Raw genomic sequence first — 13,203 nt, 5'->3', positions numbered from 1 at the left:
GTCTCAGAGGGCCTTGCCGACGATGAGGTCCTCGCCGGCCACGTCGACGCGGACCGTGTCGCCGTCGCGGACCTCGCCCGCCAGGATCTCCTTGGCCAGGCGGTCGCCGATCGCCGTCTGGATCAGGCGGCGCAGCGGGCGGGCGCCGTACGCCGGGTCGTTGCCCCTGTCCGCCAGCCAGGCCAGGGCGTCGGGGGTGACGTCCAGGGTCAGGCGGCGCTGCGCCAGGCGCTTGGCGAGGCTGCCGATCTGGAGCTCGGCGATGTGGGCCAGCTCGTCCTTCGTCAGCGCGGAGAAGACCACCAGGTCGTCGAGGCGGTTGAGGAACTCCGGCTTGAAGGAGGCGCGGACCACGTCCAGCACCCGGTCGCGCTTCTCCTGCGCCGAGGTCGAGGGGTCCATCAGGAACTGGCTGCCCAGGTTCGAGGTCAGGATCAGGATCGTGTTGCGGAAGTCCACGGTGCGGCCCTGGCCGTCCGTGAGGCGGCCGTCGTCCAGGACCTGGAGCAGGATGTCGAAGACCTCGGGGTGGGCCTTCTCCACCTCGTCCAGGAGCACCACGGAGTACGGGCGGCGGCGCACGGCCTCGGTGAGCTGGCCGCCCTCCTCGTAGCCGACGTACCCGGGCGGGGCGCCGACCAGGCGGGCCACGCTGTGCTTCTCCGAGTACTCCGACATGTCGATGCGGACCATGGCCCGCTCGTCGTCGAAGAGGAAGTCCGCGAGGGCCTTGGCCAGCTCCGTCTTGCCCACGCCCGTCGGGCCCAGGAAGAGGAACGAGCCGGTCGGGCGGTCCGGGTCCGCGATTCCGGCCCGGGTGCGGCGTACGGCGTCCGAGACGGCCCGTACGGCCTCGCCCTGGCCGATCAGGCGGCGGCCCAGCTCGTCCTCCATGCGCAGCAGCTTCTGCGTCTCCCCTTCGAGGAGCCGGCCCGCCGGGATGCCCGTCCAGGCGCCCACCACGTCCGCGATGTCGTCGGGGCCGACCTCGTCCTTGACCATCGTGCCCTTGGAGGTTCCGGTCTTGGAGGCCTCTTCCTCCTCCTCGGTGGCCTCCGCCAGCTCGCGTTCGAGGGTCGGGATCTCCCCGTAGAGCAGCTTGGAGGCGGTGTCGAAGTCGCCGTCGCGCTGTGCGCGCTCGGCCTGGCCGCGCAGGTCGTCGAGGCGCTCCTTGAGCTCGCCGACGCGGTTGAGGGACTGCTTCTCCTTCTCCCAGCGGGCGGTCAGGCCCCGCAGGTCCTCCTCCTTGTCCGCGAGGTCCTTGCGGATCTTCTCCAGGCGCTCGATCGAGGCCGGGTCGGACTCGTTCTTCAGCGCCAGCTCCTCCATCCGCAGCCGGTCGACCGAGCGCTGGAGCTCGTCGATCTCCAGCGGCGAGGAGTCGATCTCCATGCGCAGCCGGGACGCGGCCTCGTCGACCAGGTCGATGGCCTTGTCGGGCAGGAAGCGGGAGGTGATGTACCGGTCGGAGAGGGTCGCGGCGGCCACCAGGGCGCTGTCGTTGATGACGACCTTGTGGTGGGCCTCGTAGCGTCCCTTGAGCCCGCGCAGGATCGCGATGGTGTCCTCGACGGACGGCTCGGCGACCAGCACTTGCTGGAAGCGCCGCTCCAGCGCCGGGTCCTTCTCGATCCGCTCGCGGTACTCGTCGAGCGTGGTCGCGCCGACCATCCGCAGCTCGCCGCGGGCCAGCATGGGCTTGAGCATGTTGCCCGCGTCCATGGCGGAATCGCCGCCGGCGCCAGCGCCGACGACGGTGTGCAGCTCGTCGATGAAGGTGATGATCTGGCCGTCGCTGGACTTGATCTCGGCGAGGACCGTCTTCAGCCGCTCCTCGAACTCGCCGCGGTACTTCGCGCCCGCGACCATCGCGCCGAGGTCGAGGGAGACCAGCCGCTTGTTCTTGAGGGACTCGGGGACGTCGCCCTTCACGATGCGCTGCGCGAGGCCCTCGACGACGGCCGTCTTGCCGACGCCGGGCTCGCCGATGAGCACCGGGTTGTTCTTCGTACGGCGCGACAGGACCTGGACGACGCGCCGGATCTCCTGGTCGCGGCCGATGACGGGGTCGAGCTTGCCCTCACGCGCGGCCGCCGTGAAGTCCGTGCCGAACTTCTCGAGGGCCTTGTACTGACCCTCGGGGTCGGGGGTGGTCACCCGCCGTCCTCCTCGTGCGTTCTCGAAGGCGTCCAGCAGCTTCTTCGCCGTCGCGCCCTGGGTGGAAAGGACCTCACCGGCCGCGCCGCCCTTGGCGGCGATGGCGATGAGGAGGTGTTCGGTGGAGAGGTATTCGTCGCCGAGCTTCCCGGCCTGCTGGTCGGCCTCCGCGAGTACGGCGAGCAGCTCGCGGGTGGGCTGCGGGGGCGCGACCGTGGAGCCCGTGACGCTGGGCAGGGCCGCCAGCAGCCGCTCGGCGCCGCCCCGGACCGCCGCCTGGTCGGCCTCGGTGGCCGCGAGGAGGTCGGTGATGTTCTCGTTGTCCTCGCCGGCGAGCAGGGCCAGCAGCAGGTGCGCCGGGGTCAGGTCCGCGTGGCCGTCCTTCACGGCCCGGCTGGTGGCCGCGTTCAGGGCGTCCCGGCTCTTGTTGGTCAGCTCGGCATCCACGTGCGACTTCTCCTCTCAGACAGGTCGGGCACGGGCTTGAGTCCCGCTCTTCGAGTCTCGTTGCTTCGAGTCTCGCGCTTTGACTATGGCAGCGTGCGCAAAGTTGAGTCTATTCCACTCAAGGGCGAATTCGGCGCCCTCCCGTACCCTCGGGCCATGGCTCTTGACGTACTCAACCCGACGCCCGAGTACCTCGCCTTCTGGCGGGAGCGGCACGTCTGCACGCTGACCACCCCGCGCCCCGACGGGACCCCGCACATGGTGCCGGTGGGCGTCACGTACGACCCGGAGGCCGGCCTGGCCCGGGTGATCAGCAACAAGAACAGCAAGAAGATCCGCAACGTGCTGGCGGCCCAGGGGACGGCTCAGGGCCCGGCCCGGGTGGCGGTGTGCCAGATGGCGGGACGCCGCTGGGCGACGCTGGAGGGGCACGCGGTGATCCGTACGGACGAGGCCTCGGTCGCCGAGGCGGTGGCGCGCTACGCGGAGCGCTACGGACGGACGCCCTCGCCCAACCCGGACCGGGTCGTCATGGAGATCGCCCTCGACCGGGCGATGGGCCGCGCCTGAACCGACGCAGGCACCCGAGCCCGCACGGACGCGGAAACAGTTCAGCTTTCACCTTGTCCGGTTCAAGGACTGGACGCGGACATCACAACGGCGCCATCGTGGTCAGGTCCACGATGGCGCCGTTGTGTGGGGGAAGCACCTGGAGCGATCTGCAACGACGGGGGAATCGCTTCAGGCACTGCGGGGGGTGGCGGTGGTGATATCGGGTTCGAAGAGCTGGTGGTCGCGCTGATCAAGGTTGACGAAGACCATTCCGTAGCGCACCTCGCAGCGGACGGGCTGCGGCGCGCCGCGGGGGCGGCGCAGGCACCGGTACGCCCGGACGTCCTCGTCCTCCTCGCGCGTGATGACGATGGGCTGTCCGAACAGGGTGACCATCAACGAGTCGCCAGGGTGGGGGATGGCCGTGGCGAGATCGATGAACTGCCAGCCGGAGCGGTAGGCAGAGGCCATTTCGCGACGGAATCCGCGGTCGTCGGGGGTCATACCGCGGTCTCCACAGCAAGGGTGCCGGCATCGGCGTCGACGGGGGCCGAGCGCCATCCGCTGTCCATCGGTGCCGCGCGCCATCCGCTGTCCTCGAGCGGTGCCGCCTGGAGGCCTGCGGCACCCCCTTCGGCGCCCCCCAGGGTGACCCCGGCAAGTCCCAGACCGGCCACAGCCGAGAAGATGACGGTGGCAAGCGCCGAGCGAAGCATTCTCTTGTTCATGGTCGGCTTCGTCCTCACTTGATGAAATCCTCTCCCCCGCCTGTCAGACGATGGCTCATTCAGGCACATCACTGCCACAGGGACGATGCATCATGTTCTTGCATGTTCAGGACCCTGGGGGGTGGAGATTTGACCATAAACAGAACAAAAGCGACACATCCCCACTCGGTCACGGAGCTGTGCAGCGAGGGGGCGCGGCTCTACACGAGCGCGCTGCGGACCGGACGTATCGCACGTGGGGACGTCAAAACGGCACCCTGCCTGCTCGATCTGGCGTTGTTGCAGCCAGACCCTGATGACGCCAATTCGCTCCGTCCGGTTCCACCGGCGGTGGCACTCGCACAGCGGCTGCATCCGATCGAACGGGAGATCCGCGACAGGCGCCGGGATTCCCTCGAACTGTCCGAGGCTTTCGAGCCGTTTCTCGCCATCAGTGCGCAGAATCCGGCGAGCACCCACGCCATCACCGTGCTCGAAGGCTTCGACCCCATCAACGCGGCCCTCAACCTCGCCACGGCCGAGTGCCACACCGAGATGCTCACCATCCAGCCCGGCGGCGCCCGCCCCAGCCTCGAGCTCACGGAGGCCCTGGAGCGCGACCAGCCGCTGACCGACCGCGGTGTCCGGATCCGGACCCTCTACCAGCACACCGTCCGGCACAGCCGCGGCACGCTCGCGTACGTCGACCTCCTCAAGGCGGGCAAGGTCGAGGTGCGCACGCTGGAGGAGCTCTTCGAGCGCCTCATCATCTTCGACCGGACGGTCGCCTTCATCCCGGCCAGCGACGACCGCCAGGTCGCCCTGGAGCTGCGCCACCCGGGGCTCGTCGACTACCTCATCAAGGTGTTCGAGCAGCTGTGGCACCGCGCCGTGCCCCTCCAGGAGGAGGTCACGTACCAGCACACCCGCGGCGGCATCTCGGGCGTGCAGCGCACCATCGCGCAGCTCCTCATCGAGGGCCACGTGGACGAGGCCATCGCCCGCCGGCTGGGCATGAACGTACGCACCTGCCGCGCGCACATCGCGAAGCTCGCCAGCACCCTCGGCAGCGGCAGCCGCGCCCAGCTCGGCTTCCTCATCGCCCGCTCCGGGATCCTCGAGGACGAGGGCGACTGAACCGCACCGCAGCGCGCAGGCCCCGCCCGGGGATCCCGGGCGGGGCCTGTGCGTTCGGGTACGCGGACGAAGCCGGCGCGGGCGTCAGTCGCTCTGCCGCTTCGGCGCGGGGCGCCAGACGACCAGGGCGTTGCCCGGCACCGGCGGCTGGTACTTGACCAGATCTCGCCGGTACGAGGCGTGCACCTGGGCCTCGCGCTGCTGGAGCACGGCCGCCGCGCCGTCCACCGCCGCCGAGAGCTCGGCCACGCGCTGCTGGAGCGCGGCGACCTGGTTCTCCAGCTCGATGATCCGCTTGATGCCCGCCAGGTTGATGCCCTCGTCCTGGGACAGCGCCTGCACCGTGCGGAGCAGTTCGATGTCGCGGGCCGAATAGCGCCGGCCGCGGCCGGCCGTCCGGTCCGGGGAGACCAGGCCGAGGCGGTCGTACTGGCGCAGGGTCTGCGGATGCAGGCCCGAGAGCTGGGCGGCCACCGAGATCACGTAGACCGGGGTCTCGTCGGTCAGTTCGTACGCCCCGCTGCCGAACCGGGGCGGTCGTCGGCGGCCGTCCATGTCATGCTCCCTTCGCGGACTCGAACAGCACGGCGCGCGGGTCCTCCGACTCCGTCGCGTCGCGGTACATCTCCAGCGCCTCGCGGGCCTTGTCCGACAGGGAGGCCGGAACGGCGACCTCCACCGTCACCAGCAGGTCCCCGCGGGTGCCGTCCTTGCGGACCGCTCCCTTGCCGCGGGCCCGCATCGTGCGTCCGCTGGGGGTGCCCGGCGGGAGTTTCAGCGTCACCGAGGGGCCGTTCAGGGTCGGGACCTTGATGTCGGCGCCCAGGGCGGCCTCGGCGATGGTCACCGGGACGGTGACCGTCAGGTTGTCGCCCTTGCGGCCGAACACCGGGTGGTCGTCCACGTGGACCACCACGTAGAGGTCGCCGGCGGGACCGCCGCGCTCGCCCGGAGCGCCCTTGCCGCGCAGCCGGATCCGCTGGCTGTCGGAGACGCCCGCCGGGATCCGGACCTGCATGGTGCGGGAGGACTTGGCCCGCCCGCTGCCCTTGCAGACGTCGCAGGGGGTCTCCGCGATCAGGCCGCGGCCCTTGCAGTCCGCACAGGGGTCGGTCAGCGAGAAGCCGCCGCCGCTGCCCCGCGAGACCTGGCCGGTGCCGACGCAGGTCGGGCACACGCGCGGCGTGCCGTTCTTGTCGCCGGTGCCCGAGCAGGCCTTGCAGGGCGCCTGGGAGGACATCCGGAGCGGGACCGTGGCCCCGTCCACCGCCTCCGTGAAGGAGAGGGTGACCTCCGACTCGATGTCCTGGCCGCGGCGCGGCTGGACCCGCGTCCCGGGGCCCGCGCCGCCGCGGTTGAACAGCCCGCCGAAGACGTCGCCCAGACCGCCGCCGCCGAAACCGCCGCCCGCGCCGCCACCCGGCTGGGTGCCGCCGAAGAGGTCGCCCAGGTCGAAGTTGAACGAGCCGCCCCCGCCGGGACCGGGGCGGAAGCCACCGTTCCCGAACAGGGCGCGGGCCTCGTCGTACTCCTTGCGCTTCTTGGCGTCGCCGAGGATGTCGTTCGCCTCGGAGATCTCCTTGAAGCGCTCCTCGGCCGAGGCGTCGCCCTTGTTGGCGTCCGGGTGGAACTCGCGCGCGAGCTTCCGGTACGCCTTCTTGATCTCGGCCTCGGTGGCGTCCTTCGGGACACCGAGGACCTTGTAGTAGTCCTTCTCGACGAAGTCCTTCGTGCTCATCCCCGGTGTCCCTCCTCTCGGGCCTCTACGGTTGCTGCGTCAGCCCTTGTCGGGGGCATCCGCGTCCTTGTCCGAAGGCGTGTCGCCGTCCGCGGACTCGGACTTGGGGGCCGCCCCGGGCTGGGGCTCGGCCACCGCGACCCGCGCGGGGCGGATCGTACGCTCGCCGATCCGGTACCCCGGCTGCAGGATCGCCACGCAGGTGTCCTCGGTGACGTCCGGCGCGTACGAGTGCATCAGGGCCTCGTGGATCGTCGGGTCGAAGGGCTCGCCCTCCTTGCCGAACTGCTGCAGGCCCATCTTGGCCGCGGCGGTCTCCAGCGATTCGGCCACCGACTTGAAGCCGCCGACCAGCTCGCCATGGTCCCGCGCCCGGCCGATGTCGTCCAGGGTCGGGAGCAGCTCCGTCAGGAGGGACGCGACCGCGATCTCCTTGACGGCGATCCGGTCCCGCTCCACCCGGCGGCGGTAGTTCTGGTACTCCGCCTGGAGCCGCTGGAGGTCCGCGGTGCGCTCACCGAGCGCGGTGCGGGCCTGGTCCAGCTGCGCCAGCAGAGCCGTGTCCTGGGCGGACTGGGCTGCGGAGTCCCCGGCCGGGGCCGCGGCCTCCTCCTCGGAGGAAGCAGCGGCCTTCGGCTCGGCGGCGTCGTCAGGCGTGCCGTCGGCGGGGACTTCGGGCTTCTCCTCGAAACCCGGGGTCTCCTCCGACATCAGGCAGCGCCGCCCTTCGGCTTGTCCTCGTCCACGATCTCGGCGTCGACGACGTCGTCCTCGGGCTTGGCCTGACCCGCGTCACCCGCGCCGCCGGCGGCACCCTGGGCGGCCTGCGCGTCGGCGTAGATGGCCTGGCCGAGCTTCTGGCTGACCGCGGCGAGCTTCTCGGTCGCGGTGCGGATCTCGGCGGTGTCCTCGCCCTTGAGCTTTTCCTTCAGCTCGGCGACGGCGGCCTCGACCTCGGTCTTGACCTCGGCCGGGACCTTGTCCTCGTTGTCCTTGACGAACTTCTCCGTCTGGTAGACGAGCTGCTCGCCCTGGTTGCGGGACTCGGCCGCCTCCTTGCGGCGCAGGTCCTCGTCCGCGTACTGCTCCGCCTCCTGGCGCATGCGGTCGACCTCGTCCTTGCCGAGCGAGGAGCCGCCGGTGACGGTCATCTTCTGCTCCTTGCCCGTGCCAAGGTCCTTGGCCGTGACGTGCATGATGCCGTTCGCGTCGATGTCGAAGGAGACCTCGATCTGCGGGACGCCACGCGGGGCCGGCGGCAGGCCGGTCAGCTCGAACATGCCGAGCTTCTTGTTGTACGCCGCGATCTCGCGCTCACCCTGGTAGACCTGGATCTGCACGGACGGCTGGTTGTCCTCGGCCGTCGTGAAGATCTCGGACCGCTTGGTCGGGATCGTGGTGTTGCGCTCGATGAGCTTGGTCATGATGCCGCCCTTGGTCTCGATGCCGAGGGACAGCGGGGTCACGTCGAGGAGCAGGACGTCCTTGACCTCACCCTTGAGGACACCGGCCTGGAGGGTGGCGCCGATGGCGACGACCTCGTCCGGGTTGACGCCCTTGTTGGCGTCCTGACCGCCGGTCAGCTCCTTGACGAGCTCGGCGACGGCCGGCATGCGGGTGGAGCCGCCGACCAGGACCACGTGGTCGATCTCGGACAGCTGGATGCCGGCGTCCTTGATGACGTTGTGGAACGGGGTCTTGCAGCGGTCCAGCAGGTCCGCGGTCAGCTGCTGGAACTGGGCGCGCGTGAGCTTCTCGTCCAGGTGCAGCGGGCCCTCGGCGGAAGCCGTGATGTAGGGCAGGTTGATCGTGGTCTCCGTGGAGGAGGACAGCTCGATCTTCGCCTTCTCGGCGGCCTCGCGCAGACGCTGGAGCGCCATCTTGTCCTTGGAGAGGTCCACGCCGTGGCCGTTGGCGAACTGCTTCACCAGGTAGTCGACGACGCGCTGGTCCCAGTCGTCACCACCGAGGTGGTTGTCGCCGTTGGTGGCCTTGACCTCGACGACGCCGTCGCCGATCTCGAGGAGCGACACGTCGAAGGTGCCGCCACCGAGGTCGAAGACGAGAATGGTCTGGTCGTCCTTGTCGAGGCCGTAGGCCAGGGCGGCGGCGGTCGGCTCGTTGACGATGCGCAGGACGTTCAGACCCGCGATCTCGCCGGCCTCCTTCGTCGCCTGGCGCTCGGAGTCGTTGAAGTAGGCCGGGACGGTGATGACCGCGTCCGTGACCTTCTCGCCCAGGTACGCCTCGGCGTCGCGCTTCAGCTTCTGCAGGATGAAGGCGCTCATCTGCTGCGGGTTGAAGTCCTTGCCATCCAGGTTGATCTTCCAGTCAGTGCCCATGTGGCGCTTGACGGAGCGGATGGTCCGGTCCACGTTCGTGACCGCCTGGCGCTTGGCCACCTCGCCGACGAGGACCTCGCCGTTCTTGGCGAAGGCGACGACGGACGGCGTGGTCCTGGCGCCCTCGGCGTTGGTGATGACGGTGGGCTCGCCGCCTTCGAGAACGCTGACGACGGAGTTAGTGGTGCCCAGGTCGATGCCGACCGCACGTGCCATTTTGATTTCCTCCAGCTGACTTGAGTGGAACAGACTCAACCATGCCGTAACGCCGCGCCGTCGTCAACAGAGGTGAGTCCATGCGGCTCAACTTTTATCGGCGCCTTACGCTCACACGGGCCTCGGGGGCGGCCCGGCACAGTCGGCGGGGCGACCGGCCACAGGGGGTCCCACCTGCGGAAACACCCCACGGGGGCGGGCGGCCGAGGCGGGCCGGGAGCGGGTACAGGACCGCTCGAGGCGGGGCTCCGGGGATCCACCAGGGGGGTCTCCCGGGGGCCTCTCGGGGGCCTCGCCCGGGCCTCGCCGGGGGCCTCGGCAGGGGCCTCGCCGGGGGCCGAGCGGGCGATGCTGGGGCCGGCCGCTGCGCGGCGTCCGGCAACCGCCGGGGGCGCAGGGCAGGGTGCCCCCATGCCGCTGCCGCCGCTCCCGCTCCCCCCGATCCGGCGCCTCGTGCGGCGGCGACCGGCGACTCCACGCCCGTCCGCACCCCCGACGGCGTCTGCGTCCACGCCTCCGCCCGCCCCTGCGTCCGCGTCCCGGTTCCCGTTCCCGCACCGCCCGGACCTCTCGGCGAAGCGGGTGGTCGACCTCCTCGGGGCCGCGCTGCTGCTCGGGGTCTTCGCGGTGCCGCTGCTGTGCGCCGCCGCCCTGCTGTACGCAGCCCAGGGCGGCCGGGTCTTCGTACGGGAGCCGGCGGCCGGGCTGGCCGGGCGGCCGTTCCGGACCTGGCGGCTGCGTACGGACGCGGCGGGCCGGCTCGGCGCGGCCGTGGAGCGGTGCGCCCTGGACGGCATCCCGCAGGTGCTGAACGTGCTCCGCGGCGAGATGTCACTGGTCGGGCCGCGCGCGCAGGCGCGTACGGACCGGGCCGACCGGCTCCTCGTACGGCCCGGAATGACCGGTTTGTGGCAGGTCAGCGCACGTTCCGACCTCCCCTGGGAGGAGATGGCCCTGCTGGACCGGCACTATGTGGAGAGCCATTGGCTGGGGATGGATCTCGCGATCCTGGCTCAGACCCCTCGGGCGGCCTACCGACAGCGGTACCGACAGAGGCATGCCTGAGCGACACAGATCACCGCACGCTCACCTACATTGCGGCGCGGGGAATGGGTAACCTCAAGCCTTGACTCAATAAGTTACCGCTTAGTAAGTCCCGCCCGAGGAGCCCTCCCATGCAACTCGCCGCGATCATCGTGTCGCTGGTCCTGACCGTGGTCGGCGTCGCGCTGCTCGCCCGAGCCGTGGCGCAGATCTACCGGTTCGTGAAGCTCGGACAGCCCGTACCGGCAGGCAGCCGTACGGACGACCCGAAGGCACGAACGCTCACCCTGGTCCGGGAGTTCCTCGGCCACAGCCGGATGAACCGCTGGGGCATCGTCGGCTTCGCGCACTGGTTCGTCGCGATCGGCTTCCTGACGCTGCCGCCGACGCTGGTCCAGGCGTACGGGCAGCTCTTCCAGGCCGACTGGACGCTCCCGATCATCGGCGGCTTCCTGCCGTTCGAGCTCTACATCGAGTTCATCGGCATCATGACGATCCTCGGCATCGCCGTGCTGATCGTCATCCGCCTGCTGTCGCTGCCGTCGCGGGCGGGCCGCAAGTCGCGCTTCACGGGCTCCAAGGCCTGGCAGGCGTACTTCGTCGAGTACGTGATCCTCACCATCGGCCTCGCGATCCTGACGCTGCGCGGGCTCGAGGGCGCGATCCACCACGTGGACTCGTACGAGCCCGCGTACTTCGCCTCGTACCCGCTGGTCCTGGCGTTCAAGAGCCTCTCGCTCGGCACCCTGCAGAACGCGATCTACTTCACCGCGATGATCAAGATCGGCGTCTCGCTGATCTGGATGATCGTCGTCTCGCTCAACACCAACATGGGTGTGGCCTGGCACCGCTTCCTCGGCTTCCCGAACATCTGGTTCAAGCGCAACGCCGACGGCGCGACCGCGCTGGGCGCGCTCCAGCCGATGACGAGCGGCGGCAAGGAGATCGACTTCGAGGAGCCGGGCGAGGACGACGTCTTCGGCGTCTCCCAGGTCGAGCAGTTCTCCTGGAAGGGCATCCTCGACTTCTCCACGTGCACGGAGTGCGGCCGCTGCCAGTCGCAGTGCCCGGCGTGGAACACCGGCAAGCCCCTCTCGCCGAAGCTCCTGATCATGTCGCTGCGCGACCACGCGCACGCCAAGGCCCCGTACCTGCTCGCCGGCGGCGGCAAGGACATGGAGGGCAACGAGAAGGCGACGGCGGAGCAGCTGGCGAACGTCCCGGCGGCGGCACTGGCGGAGGCGGAGCGCCCGCTCATCGGCACGGCCGAGGAGAACGGCGTCATCGACCCGGACGTGCTGTGGTCCTGCACGACCTGCGGTGCCTGCGTGGAGCAGTGCCCGGTCGACATCGAGCACATCGACCACATCGTCGACATGCGGCGCTACCAGGTGATGATCGAGAGCGCGTTCCCGTCGGAGGCGGGCACGATGCTCAAGAACCTGGAGAAGAAGGGCAACCCCTGGGGTCTGGCCAAGAAGCAGCGCGTGGAGTGGACCAAGGAGGTCGACTTCGAGGTCCCGATCGTCGGCAAGGACGCCGAGGACCTCTCCGAGTACGACTACCTGTACTGGGTCGGCTGCGCGGGCGCTCTCGAGGACCGCGCGAAGAAGACCACGAAGGCCTTCGCCGAGCTGCTGAACATCGCGGGCGTCAAGTTCGCGATCATGGGCGGCGACGAGAAGTGCACCGGTGACTCCCCGCGCCGCCTGGGCAACGAGCCGCTGTTCCAGCAGCTGGCCCAGGAGAACGTGGCCATGCTGAACATGGCCTTCGGCGAGGACGACGACGACCCGTCGACGAAGAAGCCGAAGTCGGCGAAGCGGATCGTCTCCACCTGCCCGCACTGCTTCAACACCATCGCGAACGAGTACCCGCAGCTGGGCGGCGAGTACGAGGTCATCCACCACACGCAGCTGCTCCAGCACCTGATCGACGAGGGCCGGCTGACGCCGGTCACGCCGGTGGACGGCCTGATCACGTACCACGACCCCTGCTACCTGGGCCGGCACAACAAGGTCTACACGCCGCCGCGCGAGATCATGTCGGCCGTGCCGGGGCTGCGCCAGCAGGAGATGCACCGCCACAAGGAGCGGGGCTTCTGCTGTGGCGCCGGTGGCGCCCGGATGTGGATGGAAGAGCGGATCGGCAAGCGCATCAACAACGAGCGCGTCGACGAGGCCCTGTCCCTGAACCCGGACATCGTCTCGACGGCCTGCCCGTTCTGCCTGGTGATGCTGACGGACTCGGTCAACGGCAAGAAGAACGACGGCCAGGCCAAGGAATCCGTCCAGGTCGTCGACGTGGCCCAGCTCCTCCTGGAGTCGGTGAAGGCCCCGGCCCCGACGGAGGCGGAACTGGCGGCCGAGGCCCTGGCCGCCGAACAGGCGGCGGAAGCCGCGGCGAAGGCCAAGGCCGAGGCGGAAGCCAAGGCCAAGGCCGAGGCTGCCGCCAAGGCCGAAGCGGAAGCCGCGGCCGCCGCAGAGGCGGAGGCTGTTGCGAAGGCCGAGGCGGAGGCGGAGACCGAGGCTGCGGCCGCCGCGAAGACCGAAGCCGAGGCCGAGGCGGGGGCTGCCGCGAAGGCTGAGACCGAAGCCGAGGCCGAGGCGGAGGCTGACGCGAAGTCCGAGGCTGCGGCCGCCGCAGAGGCGGGGGCGGAAGCCGAGGCCACGGCGGAGGCCGGCACCGAAGCCGAGGCGGAGACCGAAGCGGAGGCGAAGGCCGAGACGGCGGCTGCGGCAGAGGCCGAGACGGCCGCCGCAGAGCCCGAGGCCGAGCCGAAGGCCGGGACCGCCGCCGAGGCGAAGCCTGAGGCAGGGGCTGCCGAGGCCGAGCCGAAGGCGTCGGCCGAGGGCGGCAACGC

At 70.2% G+C, this 13,203-nt stretch carries 9 protein-coding genes and 1 pseudogene; 4 read left to right on the top strand and 6 right to left on the bottom strand.

Going from position 1 to position 13,203, the window contains the following annotated elements:
* Nucleotides 1–3: 3 nt before the first annotated feature.
* A complete protein-coding gene (gene clpB / locus ACFYXK_RS31960) occupies nucleotides 4–2,604 on the bottom strand; it encodes an ATP-dependent chaperone ClpB (protein ID WP_389414324.1) in 2,601 nt (866 codons plus the stop codon).
* A gap of 156 nt (nucleotides 2,605–2,760) precedes the next feature.
* Here clpB and ACFYXK_RS31955 point away from each other — a divergent pair, with 156 nt between their 5' ends.
* On the top strand, nucleotides 2,761–3,174 hold the full coding sequence (locus ACFYXK_RS31955) for a pyridoxamine 5'-phosphate oxidase family protein (protein ID WP_389414323.1): 414 nt from the start codon (nucleotides 2,761–2,763) through the stop codon (nucleotides 3,172–3,174).
* Nucleotides 3,175–3,345: 171 nt separating this feature from the next.
* Here the strand turns inward: ACFYXK_RS31955 and ACFYXK_RS31950 are convergent, their stop codons facing one another.
* A complete protein-coding gene (locus ACFYXK_RS31950; protein WP_030299141.1) occupies nucleotides 3,346–3,660 on the bottom strand; it encodes a hypothetical protein in 315 nt (104 codons plus the stop codon).
* 326 nt (nucleotides 3,661–3,986) lie between these two features.
* Here ACFYXK_RS31950 and ACFYXK_RS31945 point away from each other — a divergent pair, with 326 nt between their 5' ends.
* On the top strand, nucleotides 3,987–5,000 hold the full coding sequence (locus ACFYXK_RS31945) for a helix-turn-helix transcriptional regulator (RefSeq protein WP_078987796.1): 1,014 nt from the start codon (nucleotides 3,987–3,989) through the stop codon (nucleotides 4,998–5,000).
* Between the two features lie 84 nt (nucleotides 5,001–5,084).
* On the opposite strand, the gene ACFYXK_RS31940 is transcribed toward ACFYXK_RS31945, so the two are convergent.
* The 4 genes from ACFYXK_RS31940 to dnaK are packed head-to-tail and all read right to left on the bottom strand — an operon-like array spanning nucleotide 5,085 to nucleotide 9,296.
* The gene (locus ACFYXK_RS31940) at nucleotides 5,085–5,555 is read right to left on the bottom strand and encodes a heat shock protein transcriptional repressor HspR (RefSeq protein ID WP_383506354.1); all 471 of its coding nucleotides are present in this window, start codon (nucleotides 5,553–5,555) and stop codon (nucleotides 5,085–5,087) included.
* A gap of 1 nt (nucleotide 5,556) precedes the next feature.
* A complete protein-coding gene (dnaJ, locus tag ACFYXK_RS31935; protein ID WP_383506357.1) occupies nucleotides 5,557–6,738 on the bottom strand; it encodes a molecular chaperone DnaJ in 1,182 nt (393 codons plus the stop codon).
* 39 nt (nucleotides 6,739–6,777) lie between these two features.
* Nucleotides 6,778–7,449 (bottom strand): nucleotide exchange factor GrpE, encoded by a 672-nt coding sequence (grpE, locus tag ACFYXK_RS31930; RefSeq protein ID WP_389414322.1) that lies wholly within the window; start codon nucleotides 7,447–7,449, stop codon nucleotides 6,778–6,780.
* Nucleotides 7,449–9,296 (bottom strand): molecular chaperone DnaK, encoded by a 1,848-nt coding sequence (gene dnaK, locus ACFYXK_RS31925; RefSeq protein WP_389414321.1) that lies wholly within the window; start codon nucleotides 9,294–9,296, stop codon nucleotides 7,449–7,451. The genes grpE and dnaK overlap by 1 nt, the downstream gene beginning before the upstream one ends.
* A 582-nt stretch (nucleotides 9,297–9,878) precedes the next feature.
* Between dnaK and ACFYXK_RS31920 the strand changes: the two genes are divergently transcribed.
* The gene (locus tag ACFYXK_RS31920; protein WP_389414320.1) at nucleotides 9,879–10,361 is read left to right on the top strand and encodes a sugar transferase; all 483 of its coding nucleotides are present in this window, start codon (nucleotides 9,879–9,881) and stop codon (nucleotides 10,359–10,361) included.
* Nucleotides 10,362–10,471: 110 nt separating this feature from the next.
* Nucleotides 10,472–12,679 (top strand): annotated as a pseudogene (locus ACFYXK_RS31915) ((Fe-S)-binding protein); the annotation flags it as partial.
* Nucleotides 12,680–13,203 lie beyond the last annotated feature (524 nt).

The sequence above is a fragment of the Streptomyces sp. NPDC002209 genome (assembly GCF_042890265.1).
In the GTDB taxonomy this organism is placed as follows: Bacteria; Actinomycetota; Actinomycetes; order Streptomycetales; family Streptomycetaceae; genus Streptomyces.
Note: the sequence above shows the minus strand (reverse complement) of the source record. Positions and strands in the feature narration are given on the sequence as shown.